This window comes from Ginsengibacter hankyongi, from assembly GCF_008710285.1.
Lineage (GTDB): Bacteria > Bacteroidota > Bacteroidia > Chitinophagales > Chitinophagaceae > Ginsengibacter > Ginsengibacter hankyongi.
The window spans coordinates 130619-149009 of sequence record NZ_VYQF01000006.1 but is presented as its reverse complement, the minus strand read 5'-3'; the positions used below and the strand labels follow the sequence as shown (position 1 = coordinate 149009).

The following is an 18391-nucleotide window of genomic DNA, read 5'->3' as shown; positions in this document are numbered from 1 at the left end:
TATGAAAAAAATACGTAACTATAGTTTACTGGCTGTTTTATTATTATTCGCCGCTTCCTGTGACAAGGGATTGGAACGATTAAATAAAAATACTACCGACCCGACAGCTATCGATCCTGTTCTTCTTTTGAACAATGCTATTATTAATACTTCATTTCCCGGAAAATCACTGGTTTTTGATGTAGGAATCGTTCAACAGATGGTTACGCCTAATGGCGGGGTATTGGCCGGCGCCAATTTTAACCAGGATAGCAAGGAAGCTACTTTAGCCTCTATATGGGTAGTTTACTACGAAAATGTTATTAAGTATACGCATGATGTAATTATAAATACAAAAAGTGTTGCCGCAAGAAGTAACCTTTATAATATGGCCCGCATATTCCAGTCTTATGCATTCATGATTCTCACGGATGAATATGGGAACATCCCTTACTCTCAGGGAGGAGCTGGCTATTCTGACCAGAAATTTTTTCCTTCGTATGATGAGCAGAAGGATATCTACCCGAACATTATTCAGGAGTTGAAGGATGCTTCTGCAGCATTGAGCGCTACCGGTGTAATAGAAACACAGGATGTACTGTATAGCGGAAACATTGCCCAATGGAAAAAATTTGCCAATTCATTGCTCTTGAGAGCGGGCATGAGGCTCAGTAAGATTGATGCTGACAAAGCCAAGGCTACTGTTCAGGCTGCTTTTGCAGGTGGTGTAATAACTTCCAATGCTGATAATGCATACATGAGACAAGACGGCAATTATACACAGCCTATTGGTGGTATGCTAAACGGAAGTGAAGCTGCCAATTTTTACCTGGCCAAGCCTTTTGTTGATCAGCTGAAAAATACTAACGATCCCAGGTTACCGGCTATTGCTATTCGTTATGTAGGTGCCACTTCAGGCAATGGACAAACGGTGGGGGTGGGTTCTACAAACCCGGCTCAGCAAATTGGAATGCCAATGGGATATGATAATGGTACTATTGTTGCCCAGGCAAGCGCTGATGGTCTGGCAAGCTTCTATGATTACAGCCAGGCAGATCGGAGAAGGATCGTAAAACCTTCTGCCCCGGTATTTTATGTTACTGCTGCCCAGACAGATTTGTTATTGGCCGAAGCTGCCTTTAGAGGATGGATAACCTCTGGTACTGCTGCACAATATTTTTCTGATGGAATAAAAGCCCACATGGACCAAATGGCTACTTATGATGCTGGTTGTACGGTGGCACCCGGTGACAGGGATACTTACATAGCTGCAAATCCGCTAATGGCAGGAACTGAGTTGGAACAAATCAATACCCAGTATTGGATTGCGTCATTTTTAAATGGCCCGGAAGCCTTTGCCAACTTCAGAAGAAGCGGATTTCCTGCATTAACCCCTAATCCTTATGGACAACCCAACAATCCGGATGTACCCACCGGAACTTTTATCAGGAGGCTTACCTATCCTACTTCCGAATTATCAGTAAACACAGATAATGTAAATGCGGCAATTGCTAAACAGGGAGCGGATAAATTAAGTACGAGGATTTGGTGGGATAAATAAATAAAAGAATCAACAGACAATGCAAAGCAGATAGTTTTTTACATGATTTGGTAACCACCAGTCACAGTCTCAATTTTTGTTACAGTGGCTGGTGGTTTGATGAAAGTTCCTTCATAATCTTTAGACAGTTTATATAATAATATAAAAATCCGTAATTAAGTATGCCAGTCAATACATTTTAATGTAGACATTTTTTAAAAAGCTAATCTGCCTGCGCTAAGAGATGCTTTGTATTTCAGGAGTGAAGTATGCCCGAATCTAGTTTAAATTGCGAGACCGCAATTGTGGTTTCAACCTCTCATACAGCAGGCCGATCTTTTGTATTTACATTAGGTCTTTTTAAAATTATCCCCTTAGCTAAACAGCTACTTAAACAACTTAAATGACAATAGAAAAACAAATCATAGGCGTTCAATTTTCAGGCTTGGGGAATGAAACTTTTTATTCTTACAACCCCTCTACAGACAAAAACAACGACTATCTTTTTATAAATCAACATCGCAAGAGATTAGACGGGCTGCTGAAAAGGAACAATTGCCGGAAGAGCTAACAGATCTGAACCCAATGAAAATTTACAGGTTAGTAAATGGTGTCCGTACTAAAGAAGCAATAATAAAGAATAACGAATGACTTTTCCCAAATTTATGATATATGAGTGAAAATTTAAGAAGCCACAACTGGTTTGGTAAAAAAAATAAAGACGGTATTATCTACCGGAGTTGGATGAAAAACCAAGGCATGCCCATCGATATGTTTGATGGAAGACCCGTGATTGGTATTTGCAATACATTTAGCGAACTAACGCCTTGCAACGCACATTTGCGGGAGCATGCTGAAATGGTGAAACGTGGTGTGTTGGAAGCCGGTGGTTTTCCATTAGAATTCCCCATCATGAGCCTGGGTGAAACATTACTGAAACCAACAGCAATGCTTTTCCGAAACCTGGCAAGTATGGATGCAGAAGAAAGTATTCGTGGCAACCCGATCGATGGCGTAGTACTGTTAACAGGTTGTGATAAAACAACTCCGTCAACTGTGATGGGTGCTTCCAGTGTGGGCTTGCCAACAATAGTTGTCCCTGGTGGACCTATGCTGAATGGACGATATAAAGGACAAACTATTGGCAGTGGCACACACGTATGGAAGTTTGATGAAGATATGAAGACCGGAAAAATGACACAAGAAGAATGTGAAGTAGCTGAAAGCTGTATGAGCCGGAGTATCGGTCATTGTATGACGATGGGCACTGCAAGTACCATGGCTGTGATGGTAGAATCGTTGGGCTTAACAATAAGTGGCGCATCGGCCATTCCCGCAGCCGATAGCCGAAAAAAGCAAATGGCGCAACTGAGCGGCAGGAGAATAGTAGAAATGGTAAAAGAAAATTTAACCATCGATAAAATATTGACAAGGGAAGCATTTGAAAATGCTATTTTGGTAAATGCAGCAGTGGGTGGTTCATCCAATTTTATAATTCATCTTATTGCTATTGCGGGCAGAATTGGTATTGACATAAATCTGGATGATTTTGATAGAATTGGCAGTAAAATTCCATTATTATTAAACCTGATGCCTTCAGGCAAATACCTGATGGAGGACTTCTATTATGCCGGAGGGTTACCGGTAATCTTAAATGAACTAAAAGATATTTTACACAAAAATATAATAACGGTTACCGGTAAAAATCATCACGAGAATATTAAGGGCCATACAGATTGTTACAATGATGATGTAATTGCCACTTATGAAAAACCATTGATACCTGATGCAGGTTGCGTTGTGGTAAAAGGCAATCTTGCTTTAAATGGCGCAGTAATAAAACCCTCCGCAGCCACGCCTGCCTTATTGGAGCATACAGGCCGTGCAGTAGTATTTGAAAGTATAGAAGACTACAATGCCAGAATTGATGATCCTAACCTAGATATTGATGAAACTTGTATAATGGTTTTAAAATATGTAGGTCCTGTTGGCTATCCTGGTATGCCGGAAGTAGGTAACATGGCTTTACCCAAAAAAATATTAGAGAAAGGCGTTAAAGACATGGTTCGGATAAGTGATGGGCGAATGAGTGGTACTGCCTACGGCACAGCCGTACTGCATGTATCACCGGAATCAGCCATTGGCGGCAATTTGGCGTTGGTGCAAAATGGAGATATGATTGAACTGGATGTGACACAAAGAAAATTACACCTGCACGTAACAGATGAAGAATTGGCATCAAGAAGAAAAAAATGGACCGCTCCTAAACCCGCAGCAGAAAGAGGATATGTGAGTTTGTACATAAAACATGTGATGGGTTCTGATAAAGGTGCTGATCTTGATTTTTTACAGGGAAATTCCGGAAGTGAAGTAACCAGGGATTCGCATTAACATTTATTTCTTTGGTGCCTGCGTAACACCAAACTGCAACATTCACTACATAAACCTGGCTTTGATTCATTAAAGTTGTATGAAATCTTTTTCTGGGTAAAAAAATCAAACTTTATCAATGCCATTGAAGTAACGCATAAGGGTAAACGCTATTATGGAGTGATAGATTATAATAATCAAAAGACAATTTAAAAAGAAAATAAAAATGAAATTGTACAACACCAACAACGGAACTGTAATTGAATCCAATGGAAATTTTTATGCGGTAAAGGCCCGGTGGGAAAAACTGATTAATGATGATAATGCTTTTCGATCTGCAACAGCACTTATAAAAGATGCCACTGCAGGGAACAGTACACTGGTTGAAGAATTACTTCCTGTAATTGGCAATAACCAGGAATTATGGGCCTGTGGCGTAACCTATTTGCGAAGCAAAATCGGAAGACAGGAGGAAAGTAAAGATGCCGGCGGCGGAGATTTCTACAGTCGTGTGTATGAAGCCGAAAGACCCGAATGTTTTTTCAAAAGTACACCACACCGTGTAGTAGGTAATAAAGGGTTTGTAAGAATAAGAAAAGACAGCACATGGGATGTTCCGGAACCTGAATTGACATTGGTGGTAACTAGCTCAGGAAAAATAATAGGCTATACCGTTGGAAATGACATGAGCAGCCGTAGTATTGAAGGAGAAAACCCTTTATACCTTCCACAGGCAAAAACATATGATGGATGTGCATCCGTTGGCCCTTGTATATTGCTTACGGAAAAGCCAATTGAGAGCGACACAAAAATTACGCTAACTATCAGCAGAAACAAACAAATTGCTTTTAAAGATAGTATTGCTATTAACCAGATGAGGCGTACCCCTGAAGAATTAAGTTCTTTTATTTATCGTGAATGTTCTTTTCCATACGGTTGTATGATAATGACCGGCACCGGTATTGTTCCCGGGAATGAATTTACACTGAAAAGTGGCGATGAAATTTCAATTGCTATTGATAAAATAGGTGAACTGATAAATGTTGTAGCGTAAGAAATAGAAAAGAATCAACCTATGAAGAAAGTATTTCCAACGATTTACACTTTACTATTCATTTTTCTTTGTTTAGAAAATTGTAGTGATACTAAGAAAATTGCAACTCCTTCTGGAAGCAATAAAACATTAAAAGAAGTTTACAGTAACGCATTTTTAATGGGTGTTTCAGTTAATGATGCTATAATTTCAGGTGCAGATAAAGCATCGCAGGATATTGTGATTAAGCATTTCAACTGTATCACATTGGAAAATTCAATGAAAGCTGCTTTGATAAACCCTCAGCCCGACGTTTTCAATTATGTTCCTGCCGATGCATTTGTTGCATTTGGTCGGGCACATAATATGTTTATCGTTGGCCACACATTGGTTTGGCATAACCAGGTACCCGCATGGTTTTTTATAAATGCAAAAGGGAAGCCTAATTCAAAAGAAGAACAAATTGAACGCTTACGAAATCATATCAAAGCAGTAGCCGGTAGGTATGCCGGCAAAGTAAATGCCTGGGACGTGGTGAATGAAGTGATAGATAATGATGGCAGCTACAGGTCCACCTCATGGGTAAATGCATTTGGTAATGGCGATACACTCGTAAAATATGCATTTAAGTTTGCCAGCGAATTTGCGCCCAATACAGAATTATACTATAACGATTTTAATGCCTGGCGGCCGGAAAAAAGGGATGGTATAGTACGCATGGTAAAAATGTTGCAGAAAGAAGGCATACGCATTGACGGTGTAGGTATGCAGGGCCATTGGGGGCTCAACTATCCTAAAACAGCATATATAGAAGCAGCCATTGACGCCTACGCTGCATGCGGCGTTAAAGTAATGATCACCGAACTGGATGTAGATGTGTTACCCTTAACAAAAGAAGGACAGATCATTGGCCAAAGTATGAGTGATAAACAATTTCAGTTGGAAGAATTCAAGAACTTCCTGGATCCTTATCGCAATGGATTACCCGACAGTGTCCAACAATTACTCACTAACAGGTACAAAGAATTATTTAAAATATTTTATAGTAAAAAAGATAAAATTGCAAGGGTAACTTTTTGGGGAGTACATGATGGCATGAGTTGGAAAAATGATTATCCTATTCCCAACCGCATCAATTATCCCTTACTGTGGGATAGAAGCCGGCAACCGAAGCCAGCTTTAAATGCTGTGCTTCATGTTCCTGAAGAAATAAAATAATGTGACTGCTTAATCCCTTATTTAGTCCAGGCATGCGGAAAAGACACCTGGAGCAAGAGTGTAGAGCAGCGTTTGTACGTAGGCAATCTTTCACCGGTATAAACGCAAATCCATCTTTATAATGCTATCAGTAGCAATCCACATAGAGTTTCATTATTCATCTTTTGTACCTATCTTCATCAATAGTTTTTCTACGGGGCTAACGGTGACGGATGAACGATATAAATTACTGGCACAGCAGTAAGCCGTAAACGTTACGCACAAGCCAAATAAGCAGGGACCAAAATTGGCAACATAAAGATTCAATGAAACAAAGAAGAATAGTAATTATTGGCGGTGGACTAAGCGGACTCACCCTGGCCTATTTACTTGTCCAAAAAAATATAGAATCCATAATTCTGGAGGCATCATCAAGATTAGGAGGAAGGATACAAACAGTTAAAGGAAAATTGCAAACGCCGCTTGAATTAGGTGCTACATGGTTTTCGGATATGCATCCGAATTTATTATCATTGATTGAAAATCTGGGACTAAAAAAATTTCCGCAATTCTCAAAAGGCATGTCACTCTTTCAAACCAAGTCTTTTGAACCGCCACAAAAATTTTTTATACCTGAAGCAGACACACCATCCTACAGAATAGCAGGCGGAACGCAAATGCTGATTGACACGTTAAGCAAGAAAATAGCTTCTGAAAACATCAGGCTGAATACAAAAGCCATTGCCATTAAAGAAGCAGAAGGCCAATTGTGCGTAGAGACTTTAAACGGAGAAATGATTTATGCTGATAAGGTTGTGTTGTGTTTACCACCACAATTAGCAGCTTCGCAAATTCAGTTTTATACTGGATTGCCTCGTAACCTGGCAATAATTCTACCCACCGTTCAAACCTGGATGGCCGGCAATATAAAATTTGTATTAGAATATGCAGCGTCCTTTTGGCGAAACAATGGATATTCGGGAATGTTGTACAGTCATGCAGGTATAGTTGTTGAAATGTATGACCACACTAATGTTGAAGAAGACAGGTTTGGTTTTACGGGTTTCCTAAATAGCGGTGCTTCCTCTTATTCGCGAGAGGCACGAAAAGAGCTTGTATTACAGCAGTTAGCAGAACTGTTTGGGGATGACGCAAAATATCCTGTTACTTATTATGACAAAGTGTGGACTGATGAATTTGTATGGGGCGGAGAGCAGCATATCGAAAGGCCACATCAAAACAATGGGCATCCATTATTGCAGGAAAGTTACCTGGATGGAAAATTGTTTTTATCGGGAACAGAATCATCAACTGAATTTCCGGGATACATGGAAGGTGCTGTTTGTTCTGCAATAAAAGTTTTAGATAATATTCTAAATTAATTTCGCACTTTATAATATTTAATACATCGGTTATTAGTGTCTCAGCGTGCTGCCCCTTACAAACCTTCAAAATAAAAATCATTTTTCCGGGAAGCCCCATGCCGAAGGAACTTGCTTATGCTCGAAGCGGGCTTTCCTGTGATAAATTCAGCGCCGGTCTACGCGGAGAGTGTCAGTAAATAAATTCATCATCACTTTCTACATTCTCGGGCATCCTGTTGCTAAGCCAGCTATCTTTAAGAGGTACAATCCAGTTATTCAATAATTCTTCTTTTGTAAGCACTGTATTGTTGAAATACAGTGTTTCGGAAGTAATAAGGTCCTTCTCAATTGCATCATTCACCATGGTTAGCGGCATAAGCTGTATTCTATCCTGTATAATGAAAGCAAGCATCTGCCTGTTTGATAATGTTACCTGGCAATCCTCTTCAATCTCCCTAATCAATCCGATCAGGTTGCCTGCATAGGAACTGTTATTCTGTGTTGCTGGTTGATCCACCATCACGATGATAAACTGTTGAAACAATATACTCACATGAGACTGTAAACTTGTACCTTGAAATTCCCATTCAAGGATGCGGTTTCCCAGATGCTCTTCAATATGAAGCATCTCGGGTTTAGTAAAAGGCCGGTTGTTTTGGTATATCCAAACTCGGGACTGGTTATTGAAACCAGTTGGTATTATATGCTGAAAACTGATATTCATATTTAGAAAATTATATTCGTCTCTTACAAAAGCAACGCCAGACTTTTTACTCTTATGATTCGGAAGCTATTAGTGTGCCTAAAACAATATTCCACCGCTTGCTTACAAGATACCCGCCTTGTTTGCGGCTGGTGTTGTAGCAAAGTAATTACCATTTTCTTTGCAAAGCCAATCTCATTTAGTTTTTTCGCCCATCGTCTTTTCCCCAGCCAGGGAATCCACACTTACGCCTTTCTTTATCGGATACTTCAGGTTCTGTGTATCAACAGAATCGCTCCTAACAGGAACAGGTATGTTTTCCACAGGTTTGTTCTCCATGCCCTGGTGGCAGGCCACCTGGAATATGAGAAGGATTAAAATGATTTTTCTCATGGTGCATTATTTTTAAAAGTTGCCGTTAACCTGACCAATCAAATTTGATACCTGTATTTATATCAGTGTCTCAGCCGACCTTGTTGCCGATATCACTAAACTTAAACAACAAGGAAAGGAATTATTGTGTTTGCTACGACTCTACATCTTACAGATTCGCAACTTGTAAGTTTTACTACCTTTAAGTCAGGAGCAATTGTAAACATTTACTCTACGATAAATAATTACAGTAGCCAGTATACATTGCAGTTTGCCGCGAGGCTGGCAGAGGGAATAGCAATCGGCTGTTGGTACAGGAAATGAAAAAATGAATTTGTACCTTTTGAAAAGTCAGAATTACAGAGCAATACCCAACATCTTATAAAGTTCTTCCCGGCCTTTTGAAGTTATGATTAACTCCCTTGAAAATTCAACTTTTTTAAACCATTTTCTATCAAACATTTTGTTTAAAAATGATGCACCTAGCTGGCCGGCTAAATGCGGGCGGCGTTCTGACCAATCAAGGCACTGACGCGTTATTGGCCGACGATTATTAATAAAACCTTCTTTTGATATATTAAACCACTGAAACCATTCCCAGCCTTTTTTAGAAACTAAATAAATATTTTTTGATTTTGTTAAATAGCCCTTCGCTTCTAATGTTTCGGCAATTTTAACACCAACAAAGCCAGCTAAGTGATCGTAACAGGTTCTGCAATATTTTACACCATTTTGTTTGGGCTGTTTCTTTATAATTTTAGAAGAACCTTTTTTTGCAAGATTTGCTAATCCTTCAACGGCATAGGCAACGTCAGAATTTAAAAGAGAGTAATACCTATGTCGTCCCTGAATTTCGACTTTGACTATTTCTGCTTCAAGCAACTTTGACAAATGATTACTGGCAGAAGTAGGCGAAGTATCTGCAACGATAGACATTTCACCTGCAGTATATGCTCTTCCGTCAAGTAAATTCCAAAGCATTCTTGCTCTTGTAGTTTCACACAACAATGCGGAAATTGACACAAACTTATCTTCTACATCCATAGTTCAATCTTAAATGAATTGTAAAAATAATAATTGTATTTTCTTTGTACAAACAATACAAAAAATGCAAGACATAGAAATTTTATTAGCGAACAAGCCCGGAGAATTGGCGCATATGGGTGAAACATTAGGCAAAAGCAAAATCAGCCTGGAGGGTGGGGGAGTATTTCAAAATGGCGAAATAGCAATCGCACATTATTTAGTTGAAGAAGCAGAAAGAGCAAAAGAAGAATTAGCAAAAGTTCAAATTGTAGTCCGGAAAATAAACAATGTAATAATTCAGAAACTTCGCCAGGATGTTCCGGGCCAACTAGGAATGTTTTGCAGAAGAATGGCAGATGCTAACGTAAATATTTTGACACAATACAGCGATCATTCAAATCAATTGATTGTAGTTGTTGACAATTACGAAAAAGGCATACAAGTGTCTCAGGAATGGACAAAAGAATGGCAAAGCTGATTAAATAGAAAACAATATGAGCAGGCAACATAATTATACCCTTACAGTAATGTGGACAGGCAATACTGGAACAGGTACTTCAAATTACAAAGAATTTGAAAGGAGCCATATTATTAAAGTTAATGGCAAAAATGATATTTTGGGGTCCTCCGACCCGGCATTTCGCGGCGACAAAACAAAACATAACCCAGAAGAACTTTTGTTAGCTTCTATTTCATCATGTCATATGTTGTGGTATCTGCATTTATGTGCTGTGGAAGGTATTATTGTAACAAACTATGTTGACACTGCAACAGGCATAATGATTGAGACTGCAAATGGCGGTGGTAAATTCACAGAGGTAACATTGAATCCTACCGTTACTATAACAGGCATTCTGAATATAGAAATGGCTAATGAACTTCACAAAAAGGCAAATGAATTATGTTTTGTAGCCAACTCATTAAACTTTCCTGTGCATCACAATCCGGTTTACATAACAACAAGCGAATCGGGAAGAAAAACGAATCGATAACTTATGTTTGTCGAAAATATTGATCACATTTCAATTAAAATCCAGATTGTAATTTGGAAAAGACGGGCAATGCTTAATTTCAACTGTAATCCTTTGAACCCTTTAAAATAATTACCTAAAACTTAAAACCATATCAATACAATACGGCTTAAGAAAAACTGAAGGCTTCCCCGATTCATGCTCAACTTATCCATAGGCATTTTCGATTATCAAAGAGTTGCTTCTTTCCTTTAATAGCATTTAACCTAAATTAGATGTATTAAATTTTTAATCTTCCACCGAAGCACCATGAAAACTATTTTCATTTTTATAATAGCCGGTTTTTCATGCTTATCATCACTGGCACAGGAAATAAGTTACAGCAAACCTGAACGTGACGATCTTCTTTTTGACGCTCCAACCAGGGTTCCGTTTGGTTTAACGAAGAGTTTCCATATAATAGGAAAATTAAACGGCAATCTTCTGGTTTATAAAAATATCCGCTATAAACATTTGATAGCGGTTTACGATAACCAGATGAAATTAAAAAGCAATGCAAATCTTGATTTTTTGCCTTCAACTATTCGTTCACTAGATTTTGTTGATTGTGCTGGGCGGGTTTATGTGATCTATCAATTCCAAAAAAGAAATGTTTTTTATTGCATGGCGGCGGCCATAGACGAAAATGGAAAAACGATACGGGAACCTTTTCAACTTGATACGACGCATATTAAATTTATCGCCGATATTGAGCTTTATCACATCATCAGCAGTGAAGACAAATCGAAAATAATTATTTATAAACTTTATAAGGGCGATGTTTTTACGGGTAATCACTTATACGATTTTACCACGCTGCTTTTTAATGATAGTCTTCAACTGATACGCAAATCACATATACCAAGTCTGTTTGAAACAGAAAACGATTTGTTCAGTGATTTCCTGGTTGATAATGACGGCAACTTTGTTTTTACCAAGGGGAGTAAGTTGGATCCAACCGATGTTTTTAATGAATTAATACTCGTTATCAAAGCTCCCACACAAGATAATTTCAATATGCATTTGCTGAACCTATCCGGCAATTTGTTGGACAGGGTAGATCTTCGCGTAGATAATGTGAACCAGCAATACGTCATCAATGCATTATATTTTAAAAAAAGAAATAGTGACAAAGAAGGACCTTATAGTGCCATCTGGAGTAAACAGATGAATGCGTTAGTCGCAAGCAACTTTTTTTCTTTTGCCGATGCTGGGCCTGATAAAGCTGCATCTCAAAAGGCAGCAACAAATACGCTGGACGGTTTTTATTTGAGAGATGTTATATTAACGAACGATGGGGGATTTATTGTAACAGCCGAAGACCTCGAGACACCCGCAGCGTTTATCCTGCCATGGGGTCTGCGGGATAATCCTATTTTCTATTCCTCATCCTATATATTTTCCAGTTTTAGAATATTAGCGAGCGCCTACTGCAAGAATGTGATCATATTTTATTTTGATAACAAGGCACATCTTCGCTGGACTAACGAGATCGTTAAATCTCAATATGCGGGTGTTACGTTTCCGTCATTTACTGTAATAAATGCGGCGAGCAAAATATATTTCCTGTATAACGAATCTGTAAAACAAACTCAAATTATGAATGAGCAAACGCTTGCGGGTGATGGCACACTTTCAGACAAAGTTCCATTAAGGAATCTTGACTTTAAATACAGTATGATTTCACGGCTTGGACAACAAGTAAGCGCTAACGAGATAGTTTTCCCCTGTATCTACAGACATTATATTTGTTTTGCGGAAATAAAATATTAGCAATACCTTAATTGGTCAATCGAAAGCCAACTAACGTTGCATGCGAAGTAAAGAACGCAACACGAAAGAAGATGAACTACTTTAATCCAAAGACAGTGGCAGAGCGTTATTCGAAAGGTCGGCCCGACTTTCACAGCAACACTATAAAGCACATCAAAGATTATTATACATCTCGACAAAAAGCTTAATAACGCATTAGACATAGCTTGCGGAACAGGCCTTTCAACAAAAGTCCTTTTGGAAATTGCAACAAATGTTTATGGCACAGACGCATCGCAGGAGATGTTGAATTTTGCAGTGCAGCGTGGTAAAATCCATTAAGGGATTTAAAAATTCTGAAGCTTTCAATAAAAAACAGTTGGCTTTATATTTTACAACACAAAGTAACATTATTGCAGCGGTTGAGAATACCAAAATAACGTACGGGAAGTCGACAATTGGCTACACGAAAAACCTGCTTCATTTTTTGGCAATGACGATGCAACTCAAACAATTAATTATAGAAACTGGATTAAGTTTATTCAGCGGGCTGCCTGACAATGACTGCTCAAACATTAAATGATAACTAATATTATCTCATTAATTTTACAAATATAAACGGCGACTATGGATTATTAATCCTTACTTTTTATGAAAGCAGCGGGCCACAGACCTTTTCGGAAACATTTGATAAAGCTGGCTATTGTTATTCTTACTGTATTTATTCTTGCTCTTGCTGCGGGCTACGGGTGGTTTGTGCATAATTCCAAAAGCATTTTAATAAATCTTTTTAATGAAAGATCGGGAGGGCGGCTACAACTAAGGCTCGCTGACGCAACTTTTGATTTTATCAATAGCGATGTTAACATTCGTGAAGCTAACATTTCAAGTACGGCTAACAGTAATGCTCCTAAAAGTTACCAGGTTAATTTCAAAAAAATAAAATTACACACCAATTCAATATGGTCGCTATTGATTCACCGGCAGCTGGAGATAAAAGAAATTAAAGCATACGATCCGGTTATTGAGGTATATAATAATCGTGTAAAAAATATTCCCGATTCAGCCAACCAGCTTTTCCTGGGGGTTGAATTAGGTAAAATCTATAATTCAATAGAGGAGGGGATTTCAGCGCTTCGTACCCATTCAATATATGTAATTAATGCCAAGCTTATTCTTAATAATAAAGCGCCCGGTAAAAAACCTATTGTGCTCTCCAATATTTATTTTACTCTTAAAAAGCTGGATAAACACAACGGCGAACCCGGCAAATACCTGGAAAATAATAACCTTGATTTTAGTTCCTCCAAACAGGATATTACTTTAAGTGATGGTTTTCATAGGTTATTATTTAAAAAGCTTTCGATAGAGCAGGCGAAAAACATTATACTTGATAGTTGTACTATCATAGCACTGCCTGTTCACGAATCGGAAAGTAGTTACACTATTAGTTTTAAAAGATTAGCGCTTGTAGGGGTGGATTTTACTGCGTTATATAAGAAAAACATTATCAGGGCAGATTCCGTTTATTGCGAAAATCCTGTATCAAACATTAGTCTTAATTCAACACAGGCAGGAACCAGCAAGATTTCAAAAAGTGTACCTGATATTGAAAATATTATAAAAACATTTTCGGGTAACCTGGACCTGGGTTTTGTGGGTGTAATGAATGCCGATATTCATTTAAGTATTAAGGGAAAAAAAACGCTACCCGATTTTCACTCAGGTAAAGTAAATTTTCAAATCAGCAATCTTCGTATCAATCCCGATTCATCAAAACTTATTTCAATAAAAAGTTTTGACATGATGGTTAAAGGTTACCAGCTATATAACGCCGATAGCACGAGCATCTTTTCATTTGACAGCGTGCGTTTCTCAAACGATAAATTATTACTTAATAATTTTTCAGTGCATACAGTCTCCGGTAAAAACAAAGCCCGGAACTACAGGGATTATAACGTACATTATTTTGAGCTATTGGGTATCAACTGGTCTGAGTTGATATTGGATCAATATTTAACTGCAAGCGAAGCTATCTTATATGAACCTGTTATAAATTTTAAGAAAGATAGGGAGGTGGAAATTTCTAAAAAATCAATGCTCTTTAATTCAACCCACACGTTTGATGATTTTATGGCGATTGACAAACTTAAAATTGTAAATGGAACTATTAACCTTAACTGGGGCCTTAGCAATTCGTTACAATTAAATGGACTGAACCTTGGGTTTTTAAGCAAAAATTTTACGGACATTAAACATGTGAGCCTTTATAATGATGTACAGACTTTATCATTCACGGATGGTCTTTTTAAAATTGGCGATATCAACGCACAATTGAAGGATGTACGGTTTGATGCGAATAACCAGTTACATGCAGCAGAATTATTGATTAAAAATAATAGCCGCCAGGTTGATTCCCGGATCAAGGATGTAACTATCAATAAAATTTATTCGGAAAAAAATAACACCAGTTTTGTGGTTGATGGAATGCGATGGAATAACGGTGCCATAAACGTAAATGTAGCCGCAGGTGGTAAGCAACAACATAGAAATACATCCTTACTTTTAAAAAACATACAAGGCAAACAAACCGCTTTGCAAATTGTAAATAAGGATAATAATGCGACGGCGTTTATTAAGGATGTTCAAATAGAATCAATATTTAAAAATTACGAGGGCCCTGTTGAAATGAAAGGGTTGCAACTGGCAGGAGAAAAATTGAATTATATAACTGCGTCTATGCGGGCAAAAGCAACAGAATTTAATTTAGCTGATAATGCGCAGGAGTTTAAAAATACTGTGTTTCAGCAAAACAATAGTTCCGGAAATTTAATGGTTACCATTCCTTCTGTACAACTTAAAGGAGCATTCAATAAATATTTTACTAAGGATGTTTATTTTAAAAACGTCGCATTACAATCCCCGGATGTTAATTACCAGCAACAAAAAGCTTTATCAACTATTGCTAAAAGTTCAAAAAAAATTCCCTCAATTAAAATTGATCATTTAAATATTACTGACCCTGTCTTGAATTTGTTATTGCAGGATAGTATATCGAACAGCAATATTTTATTGCCTGATTCTAAAGCAAGTAAAATAACAATGGACAACATTGCAATCGATTCGGATAAAATTACAGCAGATGATTTTAATCTTGAATCAGGAAAGGCGACATACATTAGGGATAACAAAAAAGTTGTGGATATTGATGGTGATATTAATGTAAGCTTGCAAAAGATTAATTTCCCTGTTGCAGCAAACTCAACTGCGTGGCAGGCTTTTCTTACATCGTTAAGTTTAAAAAATTCAAAGGGTTTTGCTTTTAATGTAAAAGGAAATGATCTTAGATTGAACGATATTGCTATCGGCAATGTGGCATTAAACAATAACGCGATAAAAACCCCGGTTAAACTACTTACAGAAAATCCAGGCGCATGGATGAGCACTTCTTCAGCAAATTATACCACCAAACATTCTTCGTGGCATGTGGATGAAGTAAATTATAATGGCAGTAAGAAACAACTTAAAGTAGATTCGATAAATTATCATCCGTTGCTATCCCGCGATTCTGCAATAGCGTTAAGTCCATATCAAACTGATTATATTTATTTTAATTCCGGACGGGCTTTGTTATCCGGGGTAGACATGGCGACACTACTCAATGGAAATTCTTTAGCTGTGCAAACGGCTGATTTTAATCATCCCTATGTAAATGTCTACAGGGATAAACTTCCGCCGTTGTTGCCTAACGTTCGTAAGAAATTATTTACGGAGCAAATAAAAAAAATTGACTTGCCTCTTTCTGCAACTAAGGTTTTTATAGACGATGGAAAAATAATTTATACAGAGAGAAATGCTAAATCAAGATTGGATGGCAGCCTCGTGCTCACTCATTTGGATGGCAACATAAGTAACATTAAAAATCAACAGATTCATCCGCAGGATTCTTTATTAATAAATATTGCAGGCCGTCTTTTAGATGAAGTTCCTTTTAACATTAACATTCATCAATCTTACCACGATTTATTATATGGTTTCCGGTTGAATTTGCAGGTACAGCCTGTTTCATTATCAATTTTAAATCCTTTACTGGCACCGCTTTCCAACGTAAAATTTGTTACGGGTTATTTAGACTATTTCAATATGAATGCCATCGGTAATGACAATGTTGCCTGGGGCAAAATGAAATTTTATTATCATAACATGCATATTAAACTATTAAAAAAGGGCGGGACGGAAAAAACAAAACTGTTGAAGAGCACTGAGAGTAATTTGGTAAATTTCTTTTATATAAGAAATAATAATACCTCCCGGACCGGGCTTATTTATTTTGAACGGCTAAAAAACTTTTCATTTTTTAATTATTTGACTAAAATTATTTTCAGTGGAATAAGTACAAGTATCGGCGCTCACAAAAACAGCAAGTATGAAAGGCTCTATAGAAAAAATGACCTGGAATTTTAACTAAAGAATTGAGACTATATCGCGCACTTATATTTGCTTTACAAAAATTGAATAGCAGCATAAAGTTGTTGAGCATGCATTGAAAATAATAAAAATTGTTTATGACCATTCTTTATATCATCATAGCATTTCTTTCTGGCTTTCTCATTGCATGGCTTATTAAAAAGGCAAGTGTTGTAAAAGAGCAGGTGCAAGACTTAGAAGCGTTAAAGAGAGGTGCAGCATTAGAGACCGAGAAAAATATAGTGGTAAGCAATAACGCAGCACTGCAACTGCAGGTAGAAAAACTGCAGGAACAATTGCGGGCGATAAGCAGCGAGGCTTCAGGAAAAGATGCGAAAATAGAAGCAGAAATAAATAATATAGCACTCGCCAAAGAACAGTTTCAAAAACTGGAACAGCGTTTTAATGAAGCAATGAATTCTATCAACAGCCTGGACAAACAAAAAAGCTATTTGGATGCAGAATTAAAATATAAGAATGAACAGCTTGCCAATCAAAAAGCAGAATTGGAAAACATCGGCAAAAAGTTTGAAACAGAATTTAAAGTGCTTGCGCAAAATATTTTGAACGAAAAAACACAGGCTTTCAATGAACACCAGGAAAAATCGCTTGCCGAAATATTAAAGCCTTTGCGGGATAACATCGATAGCTTTAAAAGAGAAATAGGCGCCCGCTACGACGTTGAGAACAACGAGCGCATAAGCCTGAAAGAACAGATAAAAATAATTACAGAGACTAACAAACTACTTTCAGACCAGGCTAATAATCTCACCAATGCACTTCGCGGGCAAGTAAAGCAGCAGGGAAATTGGGGTGAGATGATATTGGAAAGTATTTTAGATTATTCCGGGCTCACCAGGGACCTGCATTATTTTACACAGGAGCGCATTTATAATGAAGAAGGACAGGCATTCCTGCCAGATATTATTGTAAAATATCCTGACGGCAGGAATATCGTAATTGACTCCAAAGTTTCGTTGCTCCACTATGAAGAATATTGCAGCAGCAAAGACATTGTTGAACAGGATAAATACCTGCAGCTACTGATTAATTCTGTTTATGCGCATATCAATAGTTTAAGCAGTAAAGAGTATCAACAAAAAATAAATGCCCTTGATTTTGTAATGCTCTTCATACCCGTGGAGGGCGCTTATATAACTGCCATGCAAAATGATATGGAAATGTGGCGCTATGCATACAATAAAAAAGTATTGCTGATAAGTCCTACCAATTTAATACCGGCTATGAAGCTGGTATATGACTTATGGAAAAAAGATGATATCAACAAAGATGCACAATTGATTGCAGGCAAAGCCGTAAAAATATATGAGAAGCTGGCAGCGTTTGTGGAAGATTTTGAAAAAGTAGGTGCACAGCTACAAAAAGCCACTGCTGTATTTAATGATGCCGGCAGGAAGTTATATACCGGCAAGGGCAACCTGATTGCACAGGCAAGCCAGATGAAAGCAAGACTTAAGCATGATAAACCCAATCGCGAACTGCCTGCATCTATGGAGGAGCAGGCAGCGGTGGAGGATGAAATGCCGGATGAAATAAATGAGCCGCCATTGTAATTTA

The 18391-nt window shown here is 37.7% G+C and carries 14 protein-coding genes; 11 read left to right on the top strand and 3 right to left on the bottom strand.

Translation table 11 applies throughout. The features are described from left to right. Position 1 precedes the first annotated feature (1 nt). The 5 genes from FW778_RS17600 to FW778_RS17580 all read left to right on the top strand — a co-directional run bounded on the left by FW778_RS17600 (position 2) and on the right by FW778_RS17580 (position 7501). Entirely contained in the window at positions 2-1540 is a 1539-nt protein-coding gene (locus tag FW778_RS17600; RefSeq protein WP_150416167.1) for a SusD/RagB family nutrient-binding outer membrane lipoprotein, read from the top strand. A 651-nt stretch (positions 1541-2191) separates the two neighbouring features. Continuing rightward, positions 2192-3910, top strand: a complete 1719-nt coding sequence (locus tag FW778_RS17595; protein WP_150416166.1) for an IlvD/Edd family dehydratase — start codon at positions 2192-2194, stop codon at positions 3908-3910. Between the two features lie 205 nt (positions 3911-4115). Further along, on the top strand, positions 4116-4943 hold the full coding sequence (locus FW778_RS17590) for a fumarylacetoacetate hydrolase family protein (RefSeq protein ID WP_150416165.1): 828 nt from the start codon (positions 4116-4118) through the stop codon (positions 4941-4943). Between the two features lie 21 nt (positions 4944-4964). Then, positions 4965-6140 carry an endo-1,4-beta-xylanase gene (locus FW778_RS17585; RefSeq protein WP_150416164.1) on the top strand — a complete coding sequence of 392 codons (1176 nt, stop codon included), beginning with the start codon at positions 4965-4967 and terminating at the stop codon, positions 6138-6140. Between the two features lie 305 nt (positions 6141-6445). Further along, positions 6446-7501, top strand: a complete 1056-nt coding sequence (locus FW778_RS17580; RefSeq protein ID WP_150416163.1) for a flavin monoamine oxidase family protein — start codon at positions 6446-6448, stop codon at positions 7499-7501. A gap of 172 nt (positions 7502-7673) precedes the next feature. Here FW778_RS17580 and FW778_RS17575 read toward each other — a convergent pair whose 3' ends face one another. From FW778_RS17575 to FW778_RS17565, 3 genes are all read right to left on the bottom strand, one after another. Beyond that, positions 7674-8207 (bottom strand): hypothetical protein, encoded by a 534-nt coding sequence (locus FW778_RS17575; protein WP_150416162.1) that lies wholly within the window; start codon positions 8205-8207, stop codon positions 7674-7676. A 174-nt stretch (positions 8208-8381) separates the two neighbouring features. Continuing rightward, positions 8382-8579: a hypothetical protein gene (locus tag FW778_RS17570; RefSeq protein ID WP_150416161.1), complete on the bottom strand. Its 198-nt coding sequence runs from the start codon at positions 8577-8579 to the stop codon at positions 8382-8384. Between the two features lie 336 nt (positions 8580-8915). Next, positions 8916-9602: an ArsR/SmtB family transcription factor gene (locus FW778_RS17565; RefSeq protein WP_150416160.1), complete on the bottom strand. Its 687-nt coding sequence runs from the start codon at positions 9600-9602 to the stop codon at positions 8916-8918. Between the two features lie 64 nt (positions 9603-9666). Between FW778_RS17565 and FW778_RS17560 the strand changes: the two genes are divergently transcribed. From FW778_RS17560 to rmuC, 6 genes are all read left to right on the top strand, one after another. Beyond that, positions 9667-10062, top strand: a complete 396-nt coding sequence (locus FW778_RS17560; RefSeq protein ID WP_150416159.1) for an amino acid-binding ACT domain-containing protein — start codon at positions 9667-9669, stop codon at positions 10060-10062. A 16-nt stretch (positions 10063-10078) separates the two neighbouring features. Further along, complete coding sequence (locus FW778_RS17555; protein WP_150416158.1) at positions 10079-10576, top strand: OsmC family protein; 498 nt, start codon at positions 10079-10081, stop codon at positions 10574-10576. A 288-nt stretch (positions 10577-10864) separates the two neighbouring features. Then, complete coding sequence (locus tag FW778_RS17550) at positions 10865-12367, top strand: hypothetical protein (RefSeq protein WP_150416157.1); 1503 nt, start codon at positions 10865-10867, stop codon at positions 12365-12367. Positions 12368-12526: 159 nt separating this feature from the next. After that, complete coding sequence (locus FW778_RS23785) at positions 12527-12688, top strand: methyltransferase domain-containing protein (protein ID WP_150416241.1); 162 nt, start codon at positions 12527-12529, stop codon at positions 12686-12688. A 309-nt stretch (positions 12689-12997) separates the two neighbouring features. After that, entirely contained in the window at positions 12998-16810 is a 3813-nt protein-coding gene (locus FW778_RS17540; protein WP_150416156.1) for a hypothetical protein, read from the top strand. Positions 16811-16911: 101 nt separating this feature from the next. Further along, positions 16912-18387, top strand: a complete 1476-nt coding sequence (gene rmuC / locus FW778_RS17535) for a DNA recombination protein RmuC (RefSeq protein WP_150416155.1) — start codon at positions 16912-16914, stop codon at positions 18385-18387. Positions 18388-18391 lie beyond the last annotated feature (4 nt).

What these genes read in the sequence shown, in the direction of transcription:
- FW778_RS17600 (WP_150416167.1), top strand. Translation starts at nt 2, where the DNA reads ATGAAAAAAATACGTAACTATAGTTTACTGGCTGTTTTATTATTATTC.
- FW778_RS17595 (WP_150416166.1), top strand. Translation starts at nt 2,192, where the DNA reads ATGAGTGAAAATTTAAGAAGCCACAACTGGTTTGGTAAAAAAAATAAA.
- FW778_RS17590 (WP_150416165.1), top strand. Translation starts at nt 4,116, where the DNA reads ATGAAATTGTACAACACCAACAACGGAACTGTAATTGAATCCAATGGA.
- FW778_RS17585 (WP_150416164.1), top strand. Translation starts at nt 4,965, where the DNA reads ATGAAGAAAGTATTTCCAACGATTTACACTTTACTATTCATTTTTCTT.
- FW778_RS17580 (WP_150416163.1), top strand. Translation starts at nt 6,446, where the DNA reads ATGAAACAAAGAAGAATAGTAATTATTGGCGGTGGACTAAGCGGACTC.
- FW778_RS17575 (WP_150416162.1), bottom strand. Translation starts at nt 8,207, where the DNA reads ATGAATATCAGTTTTCAGCATATAATACCAACTGGTTTCAATAACCAG.
- FW778_RS17570 (WP_150416161.1), bottom strand. Translation starts at nt 8,579, where the DNA reads ATGAGAAAAATCATTTTAATCCTTCTCATATTCCAGGTGGCCTGCCAC.
- FW778_RS17565 (WP_150416160.1), bottom strand. Translation starts at nt 9,602, where the DNA reads ATGGATGTAGAAGATAAGTTTGTGTCAATTTCCGCATTGTTGTGTGAA.
- FW778_RS17560 (WP_150416159.1), top strand. Translation starts at nt 9,667, where the DNA reads ATGCAAGACATAGAAATTTTATTAGCGAACAAGCCCGGAGAATTGGCG.
- FW778_RS17555 (WP_150416158.1), top strand. Translation starts at nt 10,079, where the DNA reads ATGAGCAGGCAACATAATTATACCCTTACAGTAATGTGGACAGGCAAT.
- FW778_RS17550 (WP_150416157.1), top strand. Translation starts at nt 10,865, where the DNA reads ATGAAAACTATTTTCATTTTTATAATAGCCGGTTTTTCATGCTTATCA.
- FW778_RS17540 (WP_150416156.1), top strand. Translation starts at nt 12,998, where the DNA reads ATGAAAGCAGCGGGCCACAGACCTTTTCGGAAACATTTGATAAAGCTG.
- rmuC (WP_150416155.1), top strand. Translation starts at nt 16,912, where the DNA reads ATGACCATTCTTTATATCATCATAGCATTTCTTTCTGGCTTTCTCATT.